This is a genomic window from Halomonas sp. 3A7M (assembly GCF_014897875.1).
In the GTDB taxonomy this organism is placed as follows: domain Bacteria; phylum Pseudomonadota; class Gammaproteobacteria; order Pseudomonadales; family Halomonadaceae; genus Vreelandella.
On the sequence record NZ_JABUZD010000170.1, the window covers coordinates 1 to 23,159 of the forward strand.

Below are 23,159 nucleotides of genomic sequence, written 5' to 3' on the forward strand. Positions count from 1 at the left end.
CCTGTTAAGGCGCTGCGCGCCATGCCTGGCGCACCATAAAAAAAGTCCCCCGAAGGGGACCCAGGTGGAGCACGCCAGCTCACTCAGTGTATCGCTTACCAATCTCTGTCGGGGCGATGTAGCAAAGAAGGAAGAGACACCAATTTAACGCCGGTAACTCTGTTCATTTGCTTCTTACCTAAATACATAGCGAACTGCGTGCCAATTTAAGTTTTAATGATTAAAAACAATATTTTATTAAAAATTAAAACTGAATATTTATCGAACGGTGTTGTTACCAATGCCAAAGCGCACCATCTATGCGCATGACAGGCTGGTTTTGCCTCATAACGAATCGCCCTACTGGAAATTCCGTTTAACGTTGAGCAGAGAAGTGCTTCTAGCGTGATCGATTGATCTCGTCTTCAGCGCATGCTGCTAAATCTTTTAATACCTGCCGCTGCTGCTCATTTAAACGACGTGGCGCTGAGTCAATGAGACAAAGCGTACCCACCCTGAAACCATCCGTCGTTGTCATCGGCATGCCCGCGTAGAAGCGTATGCCTTTATGCGCCCTTACCAGCACATAGTTCTTAAAACGGTTGTCTTGACTGGCATCTTCAATCTCAAGAATTCCTTCTCCCTGAATGGTATGGGCACAAAGCGACTCTGTGCGGCATGTTTGGGTAAGCGCGATCCCTTGTCGGGATTTAAACCATTGGCGATCTTCGTCGACTAACGTTACCAGCGCAGCCTCTACACCAAAAAACTGAATTGCCAGCCGAACAATTCTATCGAAACGCTCTTCTGGCGGGGTATCCAAAAGCGCTAGTTGGCGCAGTGCCTGTAGCCTTGCTTGCTCACCCTTTACCATGGCGACACCCTCTTCTTAGGTAATGGATAGCGTCATTCATGCAGCAATGCTGCTTAAATCGTTTTGATTAGTAAAATGTATGCATTAATACAGCTTTTGTCGCCGGTTACACTATTTTTACATTTACGTTCCATGAATTATAAAAATTATCTGTTTTTTATCAATTGGTTAAGAACACCTTATTATTAAATCAAAAAAGGCCATCATAGGATGGCCTTTGGTCGTTGCCCGCAACGGCGCTAGGGCGTGACGATTATTTTCACCTGCGCCTTATCACTCAACAGCGCCTCGAATCCCTCTTCAACAATATCTGCTAGCGGGATGCGTTGGGTTACCATATCTTCAGCGCGGAAGTAGCCTCGCTGCATGAGTGCCATCACCGCCGGATAAACATGACGATAGGCAATAATGCCTTTCATGGTACGCTCTTTAATGACCAGATCGTTGGGATGGAAGCTGGCCTCCCCTTCCCAAATACTGACCACGATCACTTCTCCGCCTTCGTGAGTACTGTGCACAGACTGATTCAATACGGCGGGAATCCCAGTCACTTCGAACGCCACGTCAACACCACCGTTGCTCAACATTTGTAGCTTAGCCACTGCATCTTCTTGCTGCGGATCGACCACAATAGCGCCAAGCGCTTCGGCCTTCGCTTTACGTGAAGGAGCTACCTCGACGGCGTAAATTTGCGCGGCGCCTGCTGCTTTTAGTGCCTCGATGGTCATTAAGCCAATCGGGCCCGCGCCAAATACTGCTGCGCTATCACCTGCCTTCAAACTACTTTGACGAACGGCATGCAAAGCAACCGCCGCTGGCTCTACCAGTGCCCCTTGCTCGAAGCTGAGGTCATCCGGCAGCTTATGCACCATGTGCTCCCCCATCACGGTGAATTCCGAGAAGCCACCGCCGCCGCCAGAAAGGCCATGGAAACCCAATAGTGGCGTAAGGTTGTAGCGCTCCATCTGATAAGCACCGTTCTGGTTAGGTGAAAGAATCGGTTCTATGGCGACGTGATCCCCCACTTTCACCCGGGTTACTTTGTCGCCTACCTCCACCACTTCACCAGCGAATTCGTGCCCCATGATAATCGGTGCTTGCTCACCGCTAATGGGGTGCGGCTTATCGACCGGAATAAAAATCGGCCCAGCGGCGTATTCGTGCAAATCGCTACCACAAATACCACACGCCGCCACCTTAACTTTTACCTCATGAGGGTCGTTAATCGTCGGTATTGGCATTTGCTCAACACGAAGGTCTTTCGCTGCATACCAAACCGCTGCCTGCATTGTTGACTGGCTCATTAGCTACCCCTTCTCTTATGCTCTGTGATGAACTGGCTGCAGGCCATAGACAGGGGTATCTAGCCCTTCCATACGTGCTTTTAACTGCAGCGCTAAATAACGTGAGTAGTGCCGCGACTGGTGTAGGTTGCCGCCATGGAACCACAGTGCCTCTTGCTGAGTGGGCTTCCACATATTGCGCAGCTCTCCTTCCCATGGACCCGGGTCTTTGGTGGTGTCGGAACCTAGCCCCCAGCACTTGCCGACTTTATCGGCCACTTCTTGAGAAATAAGCCGTGCCGCCCAGCCATTCATCGAGCCATAGCCGGTGGCATAAACGATCAAATCAGCATCAAGCTCGCTGCCATCGGTAAGCGTGATGGAGTGTGAGTTAATACGCTCAATGCCCACACCACTGCGTAGCTTGATGTCGCCACTAGCCACCAAATCACAGGCTCCCACATCGATGTAATAGCCCGAACCGCGACGTAAATACTTCAAAAACAGCCCTGATTCATCGTCACCGAAATCGAGCATAAAGCCTGCGCTCTCAAGCTTTTGGTAAAACTCGGCGTCACGCTTTTTAATCGCTTCAAAGGCGGGGCGCTGAAAATCCGGTAATACTTTGTACGGAATCGAGGCAAACACTAGATCGGCTTTTTCATGGGTTAATCCATTAGCCACAGCCTCTTCCGAATAAAGCGGCCCTAACACCTCTTCCATCAGTGAGTCTGACTTAACAATATGGGTAGATGAGCGCTGCAGCATGGTGACATCAGCATCGTGCTCCCATAGTGCGGCGGCAATGTCATGAGCCGAGTTATTAGAGCCCACGATGACGCACTTCTTACCTTTATAGGCATCCGGCCCCGGGTGCTGGCTAGAGTGCTGCTGCTCGCCTGCAAAGTTTTCTGCCCCTGGGAATTTAGGCACATTCGGCATCCCAGACATACCGGTAGCCATTACCAGTTGCTTGGGCCGTAGCGTGATCTCTTCGCCGTTGCGCTTAACCTTAACCACCCACTCGCCTGCGGCTTCGTCATAGCTAGCATTCTGACACTCGGTGGAACTCCAATAATTGAGCTCCATCACTTTTGTGTACATTTCCAGCCAATCGCCCACTTTGTCTTTCGGGGCAAATACCGGCCAGTTATCTGGGAAAGGGATATAGGGAAGGTGGTCGTACCACACTGGATCGTGCAAGCAGAGCGACTTATAGCGCTTACGCCAGGAGTCTCCCGCGCGCTCGTTGCGCTCAATGATGATCGTTGGCACACCCAGTTGCCTTAACCGTGCGCCTAAACCAATACCGCCCTGGCCACCGCCAATAATCACGCAGTAAGGCTGCCGGGTGTAGCCCAGCTCCGCTTCTTCACGTTCTCGCGATTCCAGCCACGTTTCACGCTGCTTATTGGCACCGTGCTCAGCCCCTTTGGGACGATGGTGATTGCACTGCTCGGGGTAGTCGTTCAGTGCTTGCATGGTGGTTAACAACGTCCAGCATTTGCCTTCTTTTAGGCGCAAATAGCCTTTACCACGGGCAACCGCGGTATTGAAAGTAAACCACGCATCGTAGATGCCGCCGTTTTCAGTGGCTTCGCCGTCTAACTGCCAGTCCGTAGGCTGTGCGTTATTGAGCGTGGCATTGAGCATGGCCTGAATTTCATCTTTGCCTTCGCAGGTTTTTAAATTCCAGGTAAACGTAAGAAAGTCACGCCAGTAGCACTCGTCTCCAAACAGCGACAGCACTCGCTCAATATCCTGGGTTTGAAGGGCAGTATCGAAATCCTGCAGCCACGCTTGAACAGTATCCGTGGGGGATTGCTGAACTTGTGCCGTTATCTTTGACATAGCGGGTACTCCATGTGCATTTGTTATTGTTGAGTTAACTGTGATGCACCCAATACATAGCAGCCGCCGTGCCAAACCAATCATATAAAAAATAAACAACTGAAAAATATACAATTTATCCACATACAGACAAACAAATAAGACAGCGATAGTGCCGTACACCTGTCACGCTGTTTACAGCAAAACGTTACAGGTGTAACGCACGACTAACGGCGTAAGCAGACCACGTTGACTCTGGGGGTAAAGCGCATAGGCTGAAAGAACAATAACGACAGCGCCCAACGAGTAACGCCATGCTGCATTCCACGCTTGCACCTACACGGCTTCAATCTGAACAACGTCGACATATCGAGCATATTTTTCAGCTCGGTGAAGGACTCGATACCCCCAGCTTGCCTGCGCAGGCCCCCATTCGTCGCTCCTGGCTGCGCTGCCTGAACGAGTATCAGCTAGACCCCACTCATCCACGCCCAGCGCGAGTGGTGCCGCAGCAAACATTGATTGAGCACCGCGAGTCTGTTGATGAATTACTGCATGTCGCCCGCGCCGGGGTCGACCAGCTTTATGGGCAAATAGCGCAGCTTGGCTACGTACTACTCGTCACCGACCACCGTGGCATTACCGTTGAGTTTCGCGGCGACCCCAACCAGGATCAGCAATTACGCAAAGCAGGCCTCTACCTGGGGGCTGACTGGGATGAACGCTTTGCAGGCACCTGCGCTGTCGGTACCTGCTTGCATGATCGCCAGGCCATTATCTGCCACCGCCAAGAACACTTCGATGCATCCCATATCTCGCTGACCTGCACCGCTGCTCCTATTGCTGACCCTCAGGGTAATGTGATGGCCGTGTTAGATATCTCCGCGCTGCAATCGCCTACGCAACACGAAAGCCAGAATTTCAGTCTATCGCTGGTAACGCTTTATGCGCGCATGATTGAGGATGCCTATTTTCTGCAGCGCTACCGCGATTGCCTGATGGTGCGTCTAGATACATCGCGGGAATTTGTCCACGTCAACGGACGTGGTTTAATCGCCATTGAAGAGAATGGACAGGTCATCGCTGCCAACGCCGTAGGCCGCGAGCTAATCGCCGAACACCAGCACCGCTGGCCCCCTTGGTCGGCAAATCACACTCCTATGCTAGGTGAGCTATTCGAGTGTGAGATCGCCGATATACTCAGTATTAATAGCGGTACTGATGATCAATTGCGTGCCTTCCGCGCTCGCGCCAGCAACACCATCCACTTTATAAGTCTGCTAGAACCCCGCCGCCCCCGCATGGCGCAACGGGCAACACCGCTTTCTTCTGAACTGCCGGAACCCTTAGCTCGGCTGGGTGCCGACGACCCTGCGATGCGCAAAGTACAAAAACTGGCCGACCGCTTGCGTAATGAAACTAACGTGAACGTGCTGATTAGCGGCGAAACCGGCACCGGTAAAGAGGTGGTTGCACGGGCGCTGCACGAAAGCGGCAACCGCGCCAAACAACCGTTTATTGCCGTCAACTGTGCGGCCATTCCCGAGTCACTGATTGAAAGCGAACTGTTTGGCTACGAACCTGGCGCCTTTACCGGCGGCCGCTCAAAAGGGATGCGCGGGCTTATTCCACAGGCTCATGGAGGCACGCTGTTTTTAGACGAAATCGGTGATATGCCGTTAGCGCTACAAACCCGACTGTTGCGCGTGCTGGCCGAACGGGAAGTGATGCCGCTGGGGGCTAACACGCCAGTTAAAATCGATATTCGCGTTATTACGGCCACCCATCGCCATATCGAAGAAATGATCCAGCAAGGGGAATTCCGCGAAGACCTCTATTACCGGCTCAACGGTGCTCAGCTGCGACTACCCGCGCTACGCGAACGCGCCGATAAACTGTTTGTTATTCGCCGCGTGTTTGAAGATGTCGCCGCCGAACGTGCCACGCAAATAGCGCCGCGTCTACGCGCAGATGCCATCAGTGCGCTGCTCGCGTATTCATGGCCCGGCAATATTCGTCAGCTCAAAAATGCCCTCGCCTTTGCCCTAGCCACCTCAGAAAGTGACGAAATCACCGTTCACGATCTGCCAGAGCAGTGCCTTAGCCATCGAATTACCCGCAACGCGTCGGCCCAACTTGAAACGAACGCCAATGAAACCCTTTCAGGTTCGCTTATCCACCTACTCAAGCAACATCACTGGAATATCAGCGCGGTTGCCCGTGAGCTAGGCGTTTCGCGTCCCACGGTATATCGGCAAATGCAGCGCCAGGGAATAGTGCCCCCCAACTGGCAGGGCTGAAAGCCAATCGCGCTATCGACTAGTTGGCCTTGGGGTTTACCCTCACGTACACTTGTTTGAATCTATTTTTAAACAACTCGTTTCGACAAGCCGAGGCACTCCCCATGGCGTTTGATTCAACCTCTTCTTACATTGCAACTGATGCACTCAAACAGGCAGTCAATGCCGCGGTTGTGCTACAGCGTCCACTACTCATCAAAGGTGAACCCGGTACCGGTAAAACACTGCTGGCCGAGGAACTCGCTGAATCCCTGGGCACTAAGCTGATTACTTGGCATATCAAGTCCAGCACCAAAGCCGCCCAGGGGCTTTATGAGTACGATGCAGTCAGCCGCCTACGCGATTCCCAGTTGGGCGTTGAAGGGGTGGAAAATGTCGGTAACTACATCAAGCCCGGCAAGCTGTGGGAAGCTTTCACCGCGGGCGAGCGCGTGGTGCTACTGATTGATGAAATCGACAAAGCGGATATCGAGTTTCCCAACGACCTGCTGCAAGAGCTGGATCGTATGGAGTTTCATGTTTATGAAACCGGTGAAACCATTCGCGCCGAGCAGCGCCCGATTATCGTGATCACCTCAAATAACGAAAAAGAGCTGCCCGACGCATTCCTACGTCGCTGCTTTTTCCATTACATCGAATTCCCCGACCGCGAAACCATGCAGGCGATTGTGGATGTTCACTTTCCGGATATCGCCCCCAGGCTGGTCGGCGAAGCCTTGGAAGTATTTTTCGATCTGCGCAACGCCCCAGGGCTCAAGAAGAAGCCCTCTACCTCAGAGCTGGTGGATTGGCTCAAGCTACTAATGGCCGACGAACTGGCCCAGGAAGCGCTCTATAACCGCGACCCGGCCAAAGCCCTACCGCCGATGGCGGGCGCACTGGTTAAAAACGAGCAGGATACTCACCTGCTAGAGCGCCTGGCGTTTATGATGCGTCGCCAAAAGAGTACGGGGCGCTAAGCCATGTTTATTGGTCTGTTTGATGCCCTCAAACGTGCCGGTGTGCCCGTTTCTCTGCGCGAATTGCTCGACCTGCACGCGGTGGTCGAACGTGGCGTCGTGTTTGCCGACATGGAAGCGTTTTATCAAGTGGCGCGTACTGTCATGGTCAAAGATGAGCGCTACTTTGACCGCTTTGATCGCGCCTTTGCCGCCTGGTTTAAAGGCCTTGAAGATATGGATTCGGCAATCGAGGCGCTCATTCCCGATGAGTGGCTGCGACGCGAATTTGAAAAGCAGCTCAGCGACGAAGAGAAAGCCAAAATTGAGTCGCTAGGTGGTCTTGAAGAGCTGATTGAGACCTTTAAAAAGCGCCTGGAAGAGCAAAAAGAGCGCCATGCGGGCGGCAACAAGTGGATTGGCACGGGTGGCACCAGCCCTTTTGGAGCGTATGGTTACAACCCCGAAGGCATTCGCATTGGCCAAGATGGTTCGCGCCACCGTCGCGCTACCAAAGTTTGGGACGAGCGGCGTTTTCGCGATTACGATGACTCGCTTGAACTGGGCACCCGCAATATCAAAATGGCCTTACGGCGGCTGCGCAAGTTTGCCCGCCAAGGAGCGCTGGACGAGTTTGATGTGGACAGCACTATCCGCGAAACCGCGCGGGATGCGGGGTTACTCAACATTCAAATGCGCCCCGAACGTCATAATGCGGTTAAAGTGCTGCTGTTTTTAGACGTCGGTGGGTCGATGGATGATCATATTCGCGTCTGCGAAGAGTTATTCTCAGCGGCACGTTCCGAATTCAAGCATCTGGAACATTATTACTTCCACAACTGCCTCTACGAAGGAGTTTGGCGCAATAACATGCGGCGCCGTAACGAACGCATTCCGACCATGGATGTATTGCACACTTACGGGGCGGACTATCAGGTGGTGATTGTCGGTGATGCCGCCATGTCGCCTTACGAAGTCACTCACTCAGGTGGCAGCGTGGAACACTTCAATGATGAACCTGGCGGCGTGTGGCTAAAACGCTTGGCTGACACGTTTCCACGCTTGGCGTGGTTAAACCCCATGCCACCCCGTGCCTGGGAGTACACCTACTCGACCCAGTTAATTCGTGACGTTATCGATGACCGCATGTATCCCATGACCATGGAAGGACTGGAAACAGCGATGCGCGAGTTAGCTAAGTAGCAATTCGTCGAAAAGGACAGTATTACTATCTCATCTGAAATTTTAATCAAAAAAAACAGCGCGTTCGATAGAACGCGCTGTTTTTGCAAACCTAATCGACTAACGCTTCCCACTAAGTCATGCGCGATAGCACATCATGGTTGGTCAATTTACGGTGCAAAATTGCCATCACCACATGGCCTACAATCAGCGCCAGCAGTGTCCAACCAAGTTCGCCATGCAGCAAACCGCCAAGCTCGGTCATCCAGGCAATTTTTTCACCGTCAAAGCCCGACATTAAGTTAATCCCCAACACATCCAGCGCACGGCCTGAACCGTACTGGCGAATCAGTGCAATCGTAGGCACCGCAATCATCAAGCCGTAGAGCGCCAGATGGCCTAGCTTTGCCATCACACTAACTGACGACGGCCGACGCGGAGCGTTGATTAACGCCCAGGCCGCTCGCACGACCACAAGCGTCAAGAGCACAACGCCCACTTGGCTGTGAGTACCCCATAAAAAAGATTCGAACGGAGTGTCTTCGAAAAACACCCGTGCTGCAGCACTGCTGAATTGCCATACAAATAAAATTGCCATCCCCCAGTGGAGCAGACGACTGACTATCCCATAGCGTTTATTAGTATCCATCATTGCTAGCGCCATACGCTTTTCCCTTTAATTAAAGATAAAACTTGCCGCTATTTTACCCAGGAAAACAGACAACATCATGACATCAGCATGCAAGTTCGTTGCATAAATTAGAACGGCCTGTTTTTTAGCCTATAGCGTGGCCGGAAAGTTGTTTAAACCTGACAAAAAAGCCTCTTTGGCCTCAGTAAATGCAGCGGGGTCATGCTTAAATCGACGCAGTATTAGCGCTTCATCAAGGCTCAAGGTCGCTGTCAGGTCACTACTCTGCTTAGCAGGGTGGCGAGCGCCTAGACCAATGCGTTGCCCCTGAGCACCATCAAACCAGCGCTTAAACCCGCACTGCTGATAGAACGCTTCTTGGGTGGCATCACTTACCTCAACGCGCAGCGGGGCCTTGAGGCTTAACTCGCTGATTAGACGCGCTTTAGCACCATCAACAAACTCGCAAGCGTGAGTTACCGTCATCCCCTCGCCAGCCTCATCCAACACCAGCAATGCTAGCGCCAGGGGTTTACCATCGCCATCGACACCCGCCAACAGACGGGCTGCCTCTTGGTCAAACAACACGTTTTTCGTGCCGGTAAAAACTACCAGCGGCGTTAACCCAGCTTGCTGGCCGTATACCTTGGCACACAAGGTTGCCAAACACGCATTACGCGGGGCGCTCTGACTAATATGAACTACCTTCATTACGCTCTCTCATGAGAATTTAAAATCACATCAACAACGGGGAACCCTTAAAAGTTGGCCAGCCTAGAGCAAAGCTTTCGATAGCACCACCCTCTGCGCCCAAAGGAACTACACTCTAGTAGCAGAGTCGCACCCATCGCGACTCGCATATTTGTCGCTAAGGAGAGCCAATGCCACAGTATATCGACGATCCCACGTTACCCAAACCGAGTTTTCCTGGTAGCCACATGGTTATCGATGACCATTATGTGTTTATTTCAGGGCTAACGGTTACGGATCTTTCTAACGGCCAAGCCACTCGTGGAGATGTCAAAGAAGAAACTCGCCTCGTCATGCGCGAACTTGAACGCATGTTAAAACAAGAGGGAGGCAGCCTGGCGGATATTGTTAGAGTCGACATTCATCTCGCAGACTTAGGGCAGATCAATGCATTAGACAGTATCTACGCAGAGTTTTTTGAACCGGGCCGCTACCCAGCACGCACCTGCACCGAGTCACCAAATATTTGCGGGGGCAGCACCGTCGAGATTACTTTGATGGCAAAGCGTCCCGACCTCTAATTGCTATTAAGCACAAAAAGCCAACTTAATGGCTTTTTGTGCTGACATACCTAACGTAAATCAGTTTTATAACCCGGCCAACATGCCAGAGGGGTATGTAAGGGTAAGCAAGTTCGCCATGCCAATTAAGAAAAGAGTCACCCCTGCCGCTACCCCCACTGCAACAACAGGCTTAATGCGCGCCACCATGAGCAAGAAACCGAGACAAAATACCGCTGCAGTAAACAGGAAGCCGAATATCATTACGCTGCCAATTAAGGCGAAGAAACCAGCCACCCACAAGAACTGCTGACGTAACGCCTGGGTTTGCCATTGCAACGGTTTGATGGCCGTTCTGATAATTTCAAGCAGGCACGCTGCCACGATAATAGCCATCGCAAGCCTCGGCATCATGCCACCTAGTAGGGAAAGGTCAGCAAAGGCCAACCACATATACCCAGCTCCTACCAATAAGCTGCCCAGCAATACCACATCGATCACACCCAGCGACAGCGGAGCCACCTCGTCCTGAAGTGCATGTGGAGTGGGCTGCTCGATTTGACGGCGCTTTTGCAGGTAGCTACGTAAAGGAGGGACAATCAGTGATGCCGCAATCAGTGCACCAATGATCAGTACTCCAGGCCGCATAAAGGCTTCCGCCCCCTGAAACTGTGCGGCTTGATAGAAGTATGCTTCTGCACCGGGAGCTAACACAAAGCCAATCAAAAAGGCGGGACGAGACCAGTTTGCTTGCTTAAACAGTACCCCGATAGCACCAATAATACCGAGGGCGAATAAATCCCCCAACGAGCGCGTCGCTTGATAGGCCGCGAACAGTATCAAGATGGTAATCAGCGGCGCTAAAATCACGAACGGCACCCGCGTTAAGCTAGCCACGGGCCTAGCTAAGCCTAGGCAGAGAGCAGCACCTAAGATATTAGCGAGCGCTAATGACCAAATAATAGTGTATGTCAGATCAAGATTCGTCTCTAACATGCTGACACCGGGCTGAAGGCCAAGTAGTAGCAAGCCACCTAAGAAGACCGCCGCCGTGCCGGAACCGGGAATACCAAACAGTAGCGTGGGTACCATTGCCCCGCAGGCACACGCATTATTAGCAGACTCTGGTGCAATTACGCCGCGAATATCGCCTTTGCCAAACTGCGATTTATCCTTGGCGCTCTGCACAGCGTGGCCGTAGGTTAGCCAATCTACCACCGAGCCCGCTAAGCCTGGGATCGTCCCCATTAGGCTACCAATCCCCGCACAGCGGGCCACTAATCCCGGCCGCTGAGCGACATCCTTTACGCCCTCTTTCCAGCCTTTGCCTAATTGGCAAGGTTGCTCGGCAATTGCGCCTCGCTTCACCAATAAATCAATAATTTCAGGCAGTGCAAAGATACCTAAACCGACTACCACTAACGGCAAACCATCGTAGAGATAGTCAATTTCAAAGGGCAGCCTGAACTCTCCGGTGGCAGGAGCCATTCCAATGGTGCCGACCAGCAGCCCAACGCCGCAAGCGGCAACGCCTTTAAAAACATCCTTGCCAGAAAGCACCGCCACCATGGACAGTCCCAGCAGCGTTAACATAAACAGCTCAGACGATGAGAATGACAGCACAACAGGTCGGGCTATTAGAATAAATGCGGTGAGCACAAGCGCACCGATCAGCCCACCAATCATGGAAGAAAGAAACGCACTGGAAAGCGCTCGTGCAGCCTGCCCTTTCTTCGCCAACGCAAAGCCATCCACCACGGTTGCCTGAGAAGCGCTGGAGCCTGGTATGCCAAGTAACACGGAGGCAAAGGTATCGCCTGTAGGTATTACCGCCACTAATCCCATCAGCATACCCAGCGCCACGGTAGGTTCCATGCCATAGAGGAATGGCAACAATAGCGACATACCAGCAATGCCGCCAAGCCCAGGAATAATGCCTACGATAAGCCCAATGAGGACGCCGATAACCATGTACAGCATATGTGGAACAGTAAACAACTGCCCCAAACTGGAGAATAAGACATCTAACATTTTGATGGCTCTTATGTTGTTTAGTGTAAGGGAGCCCAAAAGCAGTGCTTCAACAGAGCTTTTGTAGTGTTAATTGGCGTGCTAAATACGAGCGCCGTGCTGCTCTAGCAACCACTCGACCAGCCACTGCCGCGTGGCATCATCTAGTGACATGGCATCATGAAGGTGCTGCTCTACCACTTCACCAACAACGGGCGTGTAAGGGCCAAGTTGTGCCATAGCAGCGTCATGAAACGCTTGCGTATCAACAAAACGACGTGCCGCTGCGCGATACTCCTGAATCAGTGCGTCTGGCGCATCTTTGGGCACTAAGATCAATTTCTGAAGCGTGAATCCTGAGGCAAAAAATTTACGATACGCCTCTGCTGCAGGACCGCTAGGTAGTTCACCATGAACTGTTTCGTACACCTCGTAGAACGTCGGCACGTCAGGGAAAGCAGGATCACGGACAATCTCACCGTTGTCGTTGAGCACGCCTAGGGAAAAGAGTGGAACCGCTCGACCGCTCTCAACCAGTGGCTCAACGCTGCTGAAGTAGGCAGAAGTGGTCTGGAAGTCGATATCAGCCTCACCACGTTCAAAAGCTAACCTGCCCTCTCCACGGCTACGCATGCCCGAAACGGCCTGCACATCAACCCCTAGCAAATCAAGTGCAATCAATACCGGCAGTTCTAGCCCCGTATGGCTTTGTACGGCAAATTTAACGCGTTGATCGGTGACTGCACTTAGTACCTCCTCTGCGGTATTACCTAGGTTAGGCTGGGCATACACCACGCCTCCTGTTGGGGTTGCTAAAATAGGTGTCCAGTCGTCGTAGCTATAGCGCACACGCCGATCTTGCAGCATGGCTGGGTACTGGGTGGAAGCAGAGGTACCGATCCATTGACTGCCATCCGAGGCAGCCCGCATGGCAAACAAGTTGCTGCCATTGATGGAGCCTCCGCCAGGCACATTATCGATTACCAGTGTGGGGTTACTTTGAATATGGTCACTCATCCAGGTCGTGAAGAAGCGTGCCCAAACATCAGTTCCTCCGCCGACACCAAAAGGAATGGTCCAGTGAATGGTATCGGGCACCTCCACATCGTTAGCCTGGGTATTAACGCTGAGAGCACCCAAGGCTGAACAGGCAACAACAAGTAATGCTTTTTGGTAAACAGTACGTAAAGCAGGCAATTTATGAGCGTTATGGGATTTTCTCTTCAGACTCGTCATGGCGAAACTCCTGTTATTCATTATTGTCGGTTGGTTATATTCGTGAGGTGATTTAATTAACAGCTTCGATGGCGCGACTACCCACTGGCTTTGCAGGGGTCGCATAAAAAATTTGTCCACTCATGATTTTGCGAGCCGTTCGGATAAGCGATACACGCGCCAGATCAAACGCGTTCTGCTGACGATATTCAGCCGTCAGTTCAATAGAGCCAGAAGGATGTTCCAAGGCAATCTGTGATAGAAGCTGCCCAGCAGACAGCTTCTGAGTACCGATGGCCATATGATTGGCGACTGAGCCAGGCAGATTAATCGCCGCCGCAACGGCCATCGCCCCTGTTACGGCAATCGCTTTGTGGCAGCGATGAGGCACAAAATAGCGAACATTAAGCGTATGCGATGCCGCTTCAGCCGCTGAAATCAGCACGACCTTTGGTAGAACGCTTTGGCTAACATCGCCCAACCCCATCCGCAGCCCCGCTTCACGACGCAAGGTTTCTAAACGTGCTAACAAGGGCGCGTTATCATCCAATTCGGTAGGTAACTCATAGCCGGTTAACCCGACCGACTCGGCACGCAGTAGCATAATAGGGGTAGCCGCATCGATACAGCTCACCTCAACACCCGCAATCTCTTCACATGCTTTTCCGGTGGGCAACAGGTGGCCTGTTTTACTTCCCATGATGTCTAAAAAACTGAGCTGAATGCCCGCAGCACTGCCTGGAACGCCGCTAATGGTGACACTGCCTTCGTACTGCACCTGTTTCCCCGGTGTAGGGACATGGCATTCAATCAGCCGCTGGGTGTTTAAGTTATGCACTTTCACCACGGTAGTACCGTCTTGCGGTTCTACCAGCCCCGTCTCTATGGCATACGGACCTACAGCAGAGAGCATGTTGCCGCAGTTAGGATTGAAGTCGACACGTTTGTTCACTACATCCACTTGAGCAAATAGATAGTCAACATCGGCGTCAGGGTGCGATGAGCGCTCTACAATAGCCACTTTACTGGTGAGCGGGTCGCCGCCCCCAATACCGTCAATCTGTAACGCATGCCCAGAGCCCATCAAGCTAAGTAGGATGTCGGCCTGCTGGGCTTGGTCATTGGGCAGGTCTTTCATGCGAATAAAGGGGCCTCGAGAGGTGCCGCCCCGCATAATGACACAAGGAATGCTGTTCATATCGTTCCGCCATAGTTCGCGATGACTGTATGCACGGAGAATGTCAGCCAATCTTTAATGTCTCAAATGCAAATATAGATTGCTATAAATCCATTTCTTGCATTAATGTGTTTTGGTTATTAATCCACTTCTTTTGCGCAACAATACTATGCTGCATAGACTCGAATTTCTTGACCTTCATGCGTTCGTTTTAGTCGCTGAATTAGGCACCTTTCATGAGGCAGCTCAGCGCCTGCATTTGTCTCAACCCGCCCTCACTCGGCGCATCCAAAAACTAGAAGAACTCCTTGAAGTTGAACTACTTGAGCGAACGACTAGGCGTACTCGACTGACGCCTATCGGGGCAGATTTTTTGCCCCGGGCCAGACGCATGCTAGAGGAGTATGAATCCTCTATTTTAGGGATTCGGGAGTTAGTCACACACCAAAAAGGCACTGTGACGATTGCCTGCTTGCCGACCGCGGCATTCTACTTTTTACCTAGTGTCATTCGCGTGTTTAGCGAGGCGTGGCCGGGCATACGCATCAGGATTCTAGATGTCAGTGCTAACGAGGGATTGGAAAAAGTTATTAATGGCGAGGCTGACTTCGGCATCAACATGATCAGCGCGCAAAGCTCTGAGGTGAGATTTACACCGCTGCTTCGAGATCCTTTTGTACTGGCGTTACGTTCTGATCATCCGCTCGCCAGCAAACAAAAAATTGAGTGGAGCGACCTTGAAGATGTGCGACTCATCACGGTGAGCCGAGATAGTGGAAATCGCACGCTACTGGATAATGCCCTATCAGCAGAGGGTATTCACCTCAATAGCTTTTACGAAGTCCAACATCTATCCACATCATTAGGGCTGGTCGAATCGGGGCTAGGCGTGGCTATTTTGCCGCGCATGACCATGCCCGGCCCAGACCACGACACGCTCTGCTCTCGGGAGCTGCCCGAACCACGTATTCAGCGCTCTATTGGCTTGGTACGCAGCAACTCGCATAGCCTATCCAGCACCGCTCAGCTATTTATTGATCTTCTTCTAGAGCACTGGGGGAAAGAGACTATTTAGCGCTACTTGCTGGCATTAATAATGCCAACACCGCATCAATATCCAAGTGCGCTTCCAGCGTATCAGCCAGTCGTTCTAGCGCTTGCTCGCGGTGGGCACGGTAATCAACGGGTGCCGCACTTGCTAGCCCTAACGTAGTGAGCAACGCTTTGCAGGCTTCAGGATGATCAAACAATCCATGCAAGTAAGTGCCCATCACTTGGCCATCGATACTGATAGCGCCATCCACGTGGCTACCTAGATCAAACAGCGGCCGATTGAGTGCAGCCCCGTTGCTCACACCATTGTGAATTTCGTAGCCCGTCACAGCCGCTTCTTGCCCGACCATAACGCCGCTGACATTGCGCAACTGCTTGCCCGCGACCATTCTCGTGGATACCTGCAACAACCCCAAGCCCGCTACCTTCCCGGGAGCGCCTTCCAAGCCGTCCGGGTCATCTATCCACTCACCCAGCATTTGAAAACCACCACAAATCCCCAACACCCTGCCACCGTAGCGCAAATGGCGAGTAATCGCGTCTCTCCAGCCCTGGCGTGTTAGCCAAGCTAAATCGCTGGCGGTGCTTTTGCTCCCCGGTAGTATCATTACATCAGCAGGTGGAATCGGTTGGTCTGGCCCTACAAAGGTAAGCGATACCTGGGGGTGTAAGCGCAGCGGATCAAAATCCGTATGATTGCTGATACGCGGTAGCGCGGGAACAATCACCTTAAGGGTGTGATTGGCTTTCTCAGCGTGAACCCGACCAATGCTATCTTCAGCATCCAGCAGTAGGCCCTGCAAGTAAGGTAAGGTGCCCAGAACTGGCTTGCCAGTACGCGCTTCTAACCACTCAAGCCCCGGTTCTAAAAGGGCAATATCGCCCCGGAAACGGTTAATAATAAATCCTTTCGTGCGAGCCTGCTCGCTGTCGCTTAATAGCGCCAGCGTTCCTACTAGCTGGGCAAACACACCGCCGCGGTCAATATCGCCTACTAACAAAACCGGGCAGTTGGCAGCTTCGGCAAAGCCCATATTAGCGATATCGCCTTTACGCAGATTGATTTCCGCCGGACTGCCCGCGCCTTCGGCAATGATCACATCAAAGCGGCTTTCCAAGGCCTGCCATGCCGCCATGACGCTCTCTTTCGCCGTGCGCTTAAACGCGTGGTAATCCAGTGCATCCATATGGCCATGAACTTTACCGCGTAAAATCACTTGGGCTCCGCGATCCGTCTCCGGCTTTAATAGCACCGGATTCATATCACTATGGGGAACCACACCCGCCGCCTGCGCCTGTAACGCAGTGGAGCGGCCAATCTCACCGCCATCACTGGTCACGGCGCTATTCAGTGCCATGTTCTGTGGTTTAAATGGCGCGACTGAAATACCACGGCGCTTTAACACGCGACAAAGCCCAGCAACCACCGTGCTTTTGCCCGCATCCGAGGTAGTTCCCTGAATCATTAATGTGGTCATGCCCGTCGGCCCTTGCTGAAAGTAGCCGAACTGTAGCCGCCGAACAGCTAGTTAGCAACGGACAAGACCTCTCAACAACGTGCATAAGCCATGGCATTTCGGTATCAACCGCCAGCAGACAAGCCTGCTAATTTCCGCTAGGGTAGCGCCTCACGCTGCCAAACGAATTCGTATTACATGCAAGAGTTACTCAATAAGATTGCCGCCGAGCTTGCCCTTGAAACCGAGCGCGGAAATGTCGCTGACTATATTCCCCAGCTTGCCCATGTGGACCCCAGCCAATTCGCTATCAGCTTAGCTACGGTAGACGGCCAACGCTTTTCTGCGGGCTGCGCCACTACACCGTTCTCAATCCAGAGCATTTCCAAAGTTTTTACGCTAACCATTGCGTTGGGCAAATGGGGGGATGGATTGTGGTCACGGGTCGGGCGTGAGCCTTCTGGCGACCCGTTCAACTCTATCGTGCAGCTTGAGCATGAAAGCGGTAAACCGCGCAATCCGTTTATTAATGCTGGGGCGATTGCGATTGTTGATGCCATCATGATGGGTCACGAGCCTAAAGAGACACTGGCGGAAATTCTTAGCTTTGTGCGCTATATCGCCGACGATAACAGTATCTGTTTTGACCATCAGGTAGCGGCTTCGGAAATGCAGCACAAAGACCGCAATGCTTCTCTGGCGCACTTTATGAAAGCCTTTGGCCGCCTGCGCCATGATGTCGATAAAGTTCTCGGCACCTACTTTCACCAGTGCGCAATTGCCATGAGCTGCGAACAGCTTGCTCACGCAGGACTGTTTTTGGCATCGGACGGTGTCAACCGGCCAAGTGATTTACGCGTGGTATCGCCCCAACGAGCGCGACGGATTAATTCATTGATGATGATGTGCGGCCACTACGATGCGTCGGGGGAGTTTGCTTTCCGCGTTGGTCTGCCCGGCAAAAGTGGCGTTGGCGGTGGAATTTTGGCTATTGCACCTGGGCGTGGTTCGCTTGCCGTATGGTCACCGGGGTTGAATAAATACGGCAATAGCCTACTGGGCACTCGTGCCCTGGAAATGTTTGCCCAAGAAACCGGCTGGTCGGTATTTGGACACTAAAGTCAGCGCTAATGCGGCTCAAGCTGAGGAGAATGCTGCGCCGCTTCCCAGGCCTGGACCTGTTGTTTGGTTTCAATCCCCCAGCGATAGCCGCCTAGCGCACCACTTTGCTGAATCACTCGATGGCAAGGAATCAACAGTGCAATAGGGTTAGCACCCACCGCATTTCCGACGGCTCGAGATGATTTCGGCATGCCAAGTGCCTGGGCAATTTGCGAGTAGCTCGCCAACTGCCCTTCAGGAATAGTGAGCAGCGCGCGCCATACAGCAATCTGGAAATTAGTGCCGCTCACGTGGAGCGATAGCGTGGCAGATGTCGCTTTTGTGGTCGTTTCTGCAGATGTTGTAAACAGTGCTTCTACCGCATAACGGGTGGCATCAGGGCGATGGCATAGCGTACTGCGTGGCCACTGTTTTACGAGTTCTGCCAGCAACGCTTCCTGGCTGGTAGACGCCACAAAGGCCATCCGGCAAATTCCTCTCGGCGTCATCGCCACCAATATTTCGCCAAAAGGTGTAGGGTGCACGCCATAGGCAATCTCAACCCCCTCCCCTTGGCGCTTAAACTCACCCGGCGTGACCGCTTCTAGCTGCACAAAGTGATCATAAAGCCGCGAGCCACCGCTTAGTCCTAGCGCATGCACGGTGTTGGTAAGACTTTCTGACGATGCGATCAGTTGTTTGCCCCGCTCCAAGGTCAACGCCTGTAAAAAACGCTTAGGGCTGATACCCGCATAACGACAAAACAGCCGCTGGAAATGGTAAGCACTCAAATGCACCTGAGCCGCCACCGTTTCCAAACTTGGCTGGCTAGCGGCATTGGCCACCATGTAGGACATCGCTTTTTCGATACGGGCATAGTCATTCATAAAGACGTTCTCACCGGAGCTAAACGAGGAAAAGCACAGGGCTCTCTGAACATAGAACAAGCTTAACCAGACCGTGTCATCCGGCCTACCCGAATCTTGCGCAATGTCGTGGCATCTCAATTTTGTTCAATACTCTTTTCTCGCGCTCTTGCAAGCTCTTGATTCTGTTTAGGAGGACAACCATGAGCGTTTCACTACTGTTACCGATGTCAGCATTTGCCCTTGCCGCGTCTATTTCACCAGGTCCCGTCAACCTTGTTTGCCTGAGTAGCGGCACCCACTACCCTATTGCCAAAGGGCTTATTTTTGTCACGGGGGCGACCCTGGGGTTTCTAGTGCTTTTCCTGGCGATTGGCGCGGGGCTCTACTCACTGCTAAACGTAGTGCCACTACTGGAGGAAATATTACGCTGGGCGGGGCTACTTTTCTTACTTTACTTAAGCTATCAGCTTTGCCAACATGATGGCGCTGTTCGCGGCCAGAGTACAGATAAGCCACCGGGCTTTATGACCGGCGCGCTGATGCAGTGGTTAAACCCAAAGGCGTGGCTGGCGTCTGCCGCTGGCATTGGGGCTTACACCAGCAGTAATGACCCCTACCAGCTATGGCTGTTCGCTGCTCTCTACCTACCCATTTGTTGGTTGTCATTGGCCAGCTGGGTTTATGCAGGTGCTTTTCTTAGACGCTATATTCACCGTCCGTTCGTTCTGCTTACCATTAACCGCACGCTGGCTGCTGGCCTAGCTGCCAGCGCTATTTTCCTGCTGTTTGAGTAGCGGATAGCGATACTGATTGGGTGTTGCCGCCACTAACCGCTTAAATGTTCTCTGGAAGTGGGGTTGGTCGTTAAAACCGGCTAATAAAGCCGCATTAACGATCGACTCCCCCTGCCTAAGCGCCCGCTGGCCAAGCTGAACACGGCGATTAATCAGATAAGCATGGGGGGTAAGCCCATAGTGCTGCTTAAACGCACGGATAAGATGGCCAGCGCTATAGCCGGTTAACTGACATAGCGTTTCCAATGACACATCAAAAGCCGCATTCACGTCACAATAGGCAGCCGCAGCCTGCAAACCCTCCGGCGGCTGTGGCCTAGAGACGGTTGTCTCGTGCGCTAATGCCAGCATCAATGCGGTAAGAAACCCGGTAACCGACGCGTGCTTGGTAGCGAGAGCGCATTGCTTATCCAATAAACAAGCCGCCATTTCACAATAATGAGTATACAGCGCTGGCTGTGAGACCACCGCCGTATCAATATCACTCCAGGTCGGGGAACTAAGCGTGCCTATTTGATAGCGTAAATCCGCTAGCCATTGTGCATCCACATAGAGCATCAAATATGCCCAGGGTTCGTTCTCAATGGGGTTGCAGGCATGCACCCAGTCGGGATTCATCATAACCAAGTCACCGGCGCTAATCGGGTAAGTCGATTCCCTATAGAAAAACGTACTGCTGCCTGACGTAATAGCCCCTACCGACCAGTGAACATGGCTATGAGGGGCATAGCACACTTGCCTCGCATCACTGATTTTACGCAGTTCGACATAAGGCAGCCGTGAGTCGCGCCAAAAAACAGGCGGCGACCCAGCAAGTGGAGACCCAGCCTGAAGAGACTTAGCATGTAAAGACTCAGCACTTGGAGACTTATAACTCATCTTCTGCTCGCATCATCAAAAAATAGCGAATAGCCCGATAACTTGGCCTACGTTAGACAATAGCACAGCGCACACACAGTATGGCCCGCTGGGAAAGCACTAATCAGCCCAATGCTATTACTTTTCTCTCCTGCATGGGCTACGCTGCGAAAGCTTTTTTATCATCGCGGTCTGACAAATTAACCCTAATCAAGCAGGTGGTATGTGGGAAGTATTCAGTACGCTGCGCAGCCAGCCCTTTGGCCAGTGGTTGCTTGCCTTGATCGCACGGTGGCTCTTCGCGTTTGGTCTCTACAGCCCTTTAGCCGCCATCTGTTGGCGTATTAATAACAAAATGTAGAGACCATAAAATGCTTTCAACAACACGGACTAAGCAGTGGTTCGAGCGTATTAATGGCTCGAAAAACATGCTGCGGCTACTCGGCACGCTATCTTTTTTAGAAACCATTATTTTGCCAATTCCCATAGAGCTGGTGTTAATCCCGCTCATGGCGATTAACAAGCAGCGCATTTGGGCAATTGCCACCGCGACAACTCTCGGCTGCCTGATCGCGTCTATTGTGGGCTACACCGTCGGCATGGTGCTTTATCAATCCGTAGGTACGTGGTTTATCGAATTTATGGGTATTGAACAAAGCTATCAATCTTTCCAAACCTTCTTTGACCAGTACGGTTTTGCCGCAATTTTAGCCATTGGCATACTGCCGATCCCTTTTCAGGTGGCAATGATTACCGCCGGGCTTTCCGGCTATCCAATTTTGCTATTTGTGCTGGCCGCACTGCTAGCCCGTGGGCTTCGCTATTTCGGCCTTGCTTGGCTGGTACACCGCTTTGGCAACCGCGTAGAACTTATGTGGAAACGTCACGCGCTTAAAACCAGCCTAGCGTTAGGCATTGTGGTTCTGGCGGTGGTCGTCGGATTACAGTCACTGGCGGGGTTAGTAATGTAGCGTTAATCGCTATTATCCAATGGCAATGTGCCATACTCTTTTACTGGCTGAATAGCAAAATTGCTGCGAATATCGCTCACTCCTGGTAAGCGCAGCAACGTTCCCGTTAAAAACGCCTCGTAAGCTGCCAAGCTAGGCACTACCACCTGTAGCAGAAAATCTGATTCACCAGACACCAAATGCGCAGTGACTACTTCCGGCAGTTTAACCACGGCTTCTCGGAAAGCATTGGCTTGCTCTTCATGATGTCGTTCTACCTTAATGCCCACAAACACCGTTAGCTCCAGCCCGACACTTCGACGATTAAGCTCTGCGTGGTAGCCACGAATAATGCCGCTTGCTTCCAAGCGTCGCACTCGGCGTAAACAGGGAGACGGCGACAAGTTTACTTTCTCTGCGAGTTCCACATTGGTTAAACGAGCATCCCCCTGTAGCAACGCAAGAATGCGTCGGTCGGTAGCATCTAATTGATCATTTGGCATAAACAAGCATTTCCTTACTCTTAATTGGCACAAAATATCAATAACCAATACTAAATGAGCGTAAATGGCAAGAAATCACTCACCAATTTAACGGTACCATGCCCTTTATCAAGCCACTAGGTGAAATCTTGAGGGAGCGGTGATGGAAATCGGTCTTTTTATTAGCGCATTAGCCATTGTTTACCTGATTCCGGGCCCGGATATGCTATTGGTACTGCATACCAGTAGTACGCTAGGCCGCGGGCATGGGCTAGCCACCGCGCTAGGGTTAGCCATCGCCCGAGGACTGCATGTGGCGTTAGCCGGTTTGGGCTTGGCCGCCCTATTTGTCGCCGCTCCGTGGCTTTTTGATGCTGTTCGTTATCTCGGTGCGGCCTACTTGATTTGGGTGGGCTTACAGCTGATTCGTAGCAAACGGAGCACTGATACTAACCAGCCGCAAGCATCGCTCACCGGTAGCTATTACTTAGCCTGGAGACGGGGTCTGTTAACGAACCTGCTGAACCCAAAATCGCTGCTGTTTTGTTCGGTGTTATTACCCCAGTTCGTCCACACCCAACAGGGTGACGTTGCGCTCCAGTTTACGCTATTGGGGGCTGTGCTAGTGGGCGTCGGGCTTCTCTACGATGCGCTATATGCCTGCTTGGGAGCGCGGATGCAACGCTGGTTTAAAAGTCATCAAACAAGGCAAACACTACAACGTTGGGTATTTGGAACGCTAATTATTGGCTTTGCCCTGAAGTTAGCCTCTTAAATTTAAGCAGCAAAAAGCCTGCCTAGGCTGTAATGCCAGTCAGTTAAGGCTGACTAGCACTATCCCCGCATAACACAGCGAGCATCGCACGTCACTCCCGACTCACCGCACCGTCATTCCCGAGTGGGGTTATCGGGAATCCACCTTGACC

At 52.1% G+C, this 23,159-nt stretch carries 22 protein-coding genes; 10 read left to right on the top strand and 12 right to left on the bottom strand.

Annotated features, from left to right (window positions below):
- Positions 1–379: 379 nt before the first annotated feature.
- From INT19_RS17530 to INT19_RS17540, 3 genes are all read right to left on the bottom strand, one after another.
- Positions 380–853: a GAF domain-containing protein gene (locus INT19_RS17530; RefSeq protein WP_226924711.1), complete on the bottom strand. Its 474-nt coding sequence runs from the start codon at positions 851–853 to the stop codon at positions 380–382.
- A gap of 239 nt (positions 854–1,092) precedes the next feature.
- The gene (locus INT19_RS17535) at positions 1,093–2,157 is read right to left on the bottom strand and encodes a 2,3-butanediol dehydrogenase (RefSeq protein ID WP_319022203.1); all 1,065 of its coding nucleotides are present in this window, start codon (positions 2,155–2,157) and stop codon (positions 1,093–1,095) included.
- Positions 2,158–2,172: 15 nt separating this feature from the next.
- Positions 2,173–3,987 (bottom strand): NAD(P)/FAD-dependent oxidoreductase, encoded by a 1,815-nt coding sequence (locus INT19_RS17540; RefSeq protein ID WP_193061671.1) that lies wholly within the window; start codon positions 3,985–3,987, stop codon positions 2,173–2,175.
- A gap of 293 nt (positions 3,988–4,280) precedes the next feature.
- Here INT19_RS17540 and INT19_RS17545 point away from each other — a divergent pair, with 293 nt between their 5' ends.
- The 3 genes from INT19_RS17545 (at position 4,281) to INT19_RS17555 (ending at position 8,407) form a co-directional block, all read left to right on the top strand.
- Positions 4,281–6,266 carry a sigma-54-dependent Fis family transcriptional regulator gene (locus tag INT19_RS17545; RefSeq protein ID WP_193061672.1) on the top strand — a complete coding sequence of 662 codons (1,986 nt, stop codon included), beginning with the start codon at positions 4,281–4,283 and terminating at the stop codon, positions 6,264–6,266.
- Between the two features lie 104 nt (positions 6,267–6,370).
- The gene (locus INT19_RS17550; RefSeq protein WP_009723563.1) at positions 6,371–7,225 is read left to right on the top strand and encodes an AAA family ATPase; all 855 of its coding nucleotides are present in this window, start codon (positions 6,371–6,373) and stop codon (positions 7,223–7,225) included.
- A 3-nt stretch (positions 7,226–7,228) separates the two neighbouring features.
- Positions 7,229–8,407: a vWA domain-containing protein gene (locus INT19_RS17555; RefSeq protein ID WP_009723564.1), complete on the top strand. Its 1,179-nt coding sequence runs from the start codon at positions 7,229–7,231 to the stop codon at positions 8,405–8,407.
- 112 nt (positions 8,408–8,519) lie between these two features.
- On the opposite strand, the gene INT19_RS17560 is transcribed toward INT19_RS17555, so the two are convergent.
- Both INT19_RS17560 and INT19_RS17565 read right to left on the bottom strand, forming a co-directional pair.
- Positions 8,520–9,050 (bottom strand): cytochrome b, encoded by a 531-nt coding sequence (locus tag INT19_RS17560; RefSeq protein ID WP_193061673.1) that lies wholly within the window; start codon positions 9,048–9,050, stop codon positions 8,520–8,522.
- 117 nt (positions 9,051–9,167) lie between these two features.
- A complete protein-coding gene (locus tag INT19_RS17565; protein WP_193061674.1) occupies positions 9,168–9,728 on the bottom strand; it encodes a hypothetical protein in 561 nt (186 codons plus the stop codon).
- A gap of 170 nt (positions 9,729–9,898) precedes the next feature.
- Here INT19_RS17565 and INT19_RS17570 point away from each other — a divergent pair, with 170 nt between their 5' ends.
- Positions 9,899–10,288, top strand: a complete 390-nt coding sequence (locus INT19_RS17570) for a RidA family protein (protein WP_193061675.1) — start codon at positions 9,899–9,901, stop codon at positions 10,286–10,288.
- 66 nt (positions 10,289–10,354) lie between these two features.
- On the opposite strand, the gene INT19_RS17575 is transcribed toward INT19_RS17570, so the two are convergent.
- The 3 genes from INT19_RS17575 to INT19_RS17585 all read right to left on the bottom strand — a co-directional run bounded on the left by INT19_RS17575 (position 10,355) and on the right by INT19_RS17585 (position 14,690).
- Positions 10,355–12,298, bottom strand: coding sequence for a tripartite tricarboxylate transporter permease (locus tag INT19_RS17575; protein ID WP_193061676.1), 1,944 nt, complete (start codon positions 12,296–12,298; stop codon positions 10,355–10,357).
- Positions 12,299–12,379: 81 nt separating this feature from the next.
- Positions 12,380–13,513, bottom strand: a complete 1,134-nt coding sequence (locus INT19_RS17580; protein ID WP_193061677.1) for a tripartite tricarboxylate transporter substrate-binding protein — start codon at positions 13,511–13,513, stop codon at positions 12,380–12,382.
- Between the two features lie 52 nt (positions 13,514–13,565).
- Positions 13,566–14,690: a 4-oxalomesaconate tautomerase gene (locus tag INT19_RS17585; RefSeq protein WP_193061678.1), complete on the bottom strand. Its 1,125-nt coding sequence runs from the start codon at positions 14,688–14,690 to the stop codon at positions 13,566–13,568.
- 148 nt (positions 14,691–14,838) lie between these two features.
- Between INT19_RS17585 and INT19_RS17590 the strand changes: the two genes are divergently transcribed.
- The gene (locus INT19_RS17590) at positions 14,839–15,744 is read left to right on the top strand and encodes a LysR family transcriptional regulator (RefSeq protein ID WP_193061679.1); all 906 of its coding nucleotides are present in this window, start codon (positions 14,839–14,841) and stop codon (positions 15,742–15,744) included.
- Here the strand turns inward: INT19_RS17590 and INT19_RS17595 are convergent.
- Positions 15,737–17,200 carry a cobyric acid synthase gene (locus INT19_RS17595; RefSeq protein ID WP_193061680.1) on the bottom strand — a complete coding sequence of 488 codons (1,464 nt, stop codon included), beginning with the start codon at positions 17,198–17,200 and terminating at the stop codon, positions 15,737–15,739. The genes INT19_RS17590 and INT19_RS17595 overlap by 8 nt on opposite strands.
- Positions 17,201–17,377: 177 nt before the next feature.
- Between INT19_RS17595 and INT19_RS17600 the strand changes: the two genes are divergently transcribed.
- Positions 17,378–18,298: a glutaminase gene (locus tag INT19_RS17600; RefSeq protein WP_193061681.1), complete on the top strand. Its 921-nt coding sequence runs from the start codon at positions 17,378–17,380 to the stop codon at positions 18,296–18,298.
- 8 nt (positions 18,299–18,306) lie between these two features.
- On the opposite strand, the gene INT19_RS17605 is transcribed toward INT19_RS17600, so the two are convergent.
- Positions 18,307–19,167: a bifunctional transcriptional activator/DNA repair enzyme AdaA gene (locus INT19_RS17605; protein WP_193061682.1), complete on the bottom strand. Its 861-nt coding sequence runs from the start codon at positions 19,165–19,167 to the stop codon at positions 18,307–18,309.
- Between the two features lie 182 nt (positions 19,168–19,349).
- Here INT19_RS17605 and INT19_RS17610 point away from each other — a divergent pair, with 182 nt between their 5' ends.
- Positions 19,350–19,943 (top strand): LysE family translocator, encoded by a 594-nt coding sequence (locus INT19_RS17610; RefSeq protein WP_193061683.1) that lies wholly within the window; start codon positions 19,350–19,352, stop codon positions 19,941–19,943.
- Here INT19_RS17610 and INT19_RS17615 read toward each other — a convergent pair.
- Positions 19,908–20,822 (bottom strand): AraC family ligand binding domain-containing protein, encoded by a 915-nt coding sequence (locus INT19_RS17615; protein WP_226924712.1) that lies wholly within the window; start codon positions 20,820–20,822, stop codon positions 19,908–19,910. The two genes, INT19_RS17610 and INT19_RS17615, sit on opposite strands and share 36 nt — an antisense overlap.
- 178 nt (positions 20,823–21,000) lie before the next feature.
- On the opposite strand from INT19_RS17615, the gene INT19_RS17620 reads away from it, so the two are divergent.
- Both INT19_RS17620 and INT19_RS17625 read left to right on the top strand, forming a co-directional pair.
- The gene (locus INT19_RS17620) at positions 21,001–21,162 is read left to right on the top strand and encodes a DUF1206 domain-containing protein (RefSeq protein WP_319022204.1); all 162 of its coding nucleotides are present in this window, start codon (positions 21,001–21,003) and stop codon (positions 21,160–21,162) included.
- Positions 21,163–21,172: 10 nt separating this feature from the next.
- Entirely contained in the window at positions 21,173–21,772 is a 600-nt protein-coding gene (locus INT19_RS17625) for a YqaA family protein (protein WP_193061685.1), read from the top strand.
- A gap of 2 nt (positions 21,773–21,774) precedes the next feature.
- Here INT19_RS17625 and INT19_RS17630 read toward each other — a convergent pair whose 3' ends face one another.
- Positions 21,775–22,254, bottom strand: a complete 480-nt coding sequence (locus INT19_RS17630) for an Lrp/AsnC family transcriptional regulator (protein WP_193061686.1) — start codon at positions 22,252–22,254, stop codon at positions 21,775–21,777.
- Between the two features lie 142 nt (positions 22,255–22,396).
- On the opposite strand from INT19_RS17630, the gene INT19_RS17635 reads away from it, so the two are divergent.
- Entirely contained in the window at positions 22,397–23,008 is a 612-nt protein-coding gene (locus INT19_RS17635) for a LysE family translocator (RefSeq protein WP_193061687.1), read from the top strand.
- The last annotated feature ends 151 nt before the right edge of the window (positions 23,009–23,159 follow it).

What these genes read in the sequence shown, in the direction of transcription:
- INT19_RS17530 (WP_226924711.1), bottom strand. Translation starts at nt 853, where the DNA reads ATGGTAAAGGGTGAGCAAGCAAGGCTACAGGCACTGCGCCAACTAGCG.
- INT19_RS17595 (WP_193061680.1), bottom strand. Translation starts at nt 17,200, where the DNA reads ATGACCACATTAATGATTCAGGGAACTACCTCGGATGCGGGCAAAAGC.
- INT19_RS17625 (WP_193061685.1), top strand. Translation starts at nt 21,173, where the DNA reads ATGCTTTCAACAACACGGACTAAGCAGTGGTTCGAGCGTATTAATGGC.
- INT19_RS17590 (WP_193061679.1), top strand. Translation starts at nt 14,839, where the DNA reads ATGCTGCATAGACTCGAATTTCTTGACCTTCATGCGTTCGTTTTAGTC.
- INT19_RS17570 (WP_193061675.1), top strand. Translation starts at nt 9,899, where the DNA reads ATGCCACAGTATATCGACGATCCCACGTTACCCAAACCGAGTTTTCCT.
- INT19_RS17585 (WP_193061678.1), bottom strand. Translation starts at nt 14,690, where the DNA reads ATGAACAGCATTCCTTGTGTCATTATGCGGGGCGGCACCTCTCGAGGC.
- INT19_RS17575 (WP_193061676.1), bottom strand. Translation starts at nt 12,298, where the DNA reads ATGTTAGATGTCTTATTCTCCAGTTTGGGGCAGTTGTTTACTGTTCCA.
- INT19_RS17605 (WP_193061682.1), bottom strand. Translation starts at nt 19,167, where the DNA reads ATGAATGACTATGCCCGTATCGAAAAAGCGATGTCCTACATGGTGGCC.
- INT19_RS17630 (WP_193061686.1), bottom strand. Translation starts at nt 22,254, where the DNA reads ATGCCAAATGATCAATTAGATGCTACCGACCGACGCATTCTTGCGTTG.
- INT19_RS17580 (WP_193061677.1), bottom strand. Translation starts at nt 13,513, where the DNA reads ATGACGAGTCTGAAGAGAAAATCCCATAACGCTCATAAATTGCCTGCT.
- INT19_RS17565 (WP_193061674.1), bottom strand. Translation starts at nt 9,728, where the DNA reads ATGAAGGTAGTTCATATTAGTCAGAGCGCCCCGCGTAATGCGTGTTTG.
- INT19_RS17610 (WP_193061683.1), top strand. Translation starts at nt 19,350, where the DNA reads ATGAGCGTTTCACTACTGTTACCGATGTCAGCATTTGCCCTTGCCGCG.
- INT19_RS17550 (WP_009723563.1), top strand. Translation starts at nt 6,371, where the DNA reads ATGGCGTTTGATTCAACCTCTTCTTACATTGCAACTGATGCACTCAAA.
- INT19_RS17600 (WP_193061681.1), top strand. Translation starts at nt 17,378, where the DNA reads ATGCAAGAGTTACTCAATAAGATTGCCGCCGAGCTTGCCCTTGAAACC.
- INT19_RS17535 (WP_319022203.1), bottom strand. Translation starts at nt 2,157, where the DNA reads ATGAGCCAGTCAACAATGCAGGCAGCGGTTTGGTATGCAGCGAAAGAC.
- INT19_RS17635 (WP_193061687.1), top strand. Translation starts at nt 22,397, where the DNA reads ATGGAAATCGGTCTTTTTATTAGCGCATTAGCCATTGTTTACCTGATT.
- INT19_RS17615 (WP_226924712.1), bottom strand. Translation starts at nt 20,822, where the DNA reads ATGAGTTATAAGTCTCCAAGTGCTGAGTCTTTACATGCTAAGTCTCTT.
- INT19_RS17555 (WP_009723564.1), top strand. Translation starts at nt 7,229, where the DNA reads ATGTTTATTGGTCTGTTTGATGCCCTCAAACGTGCCGGTGTGCCCGTT.
- INT19_RS17545 (WP_193061672.1), top strand. Translation starts at nt 4,281, where the DNA reads ATGCTGCATTCCACGCTTGCACCTACACGGCTTCAATCTGAACAACGT.
- INT19_RS17540 (WP_193061671.1), bottom strand. Translation starts at nt 3,987, where the DNA reads ATGTCAAAGATAACGGCACAAGTTCAGCAATCCCCCACGGATACTGTT.
- INT19_RS17560 (WP_193061673.1), bottom strand. Translation starts at nt 9,050, where the DNA reads ATGGCGCTAGCAATGATGGATACTAATAAACGCTATGGGATAGTCAGT.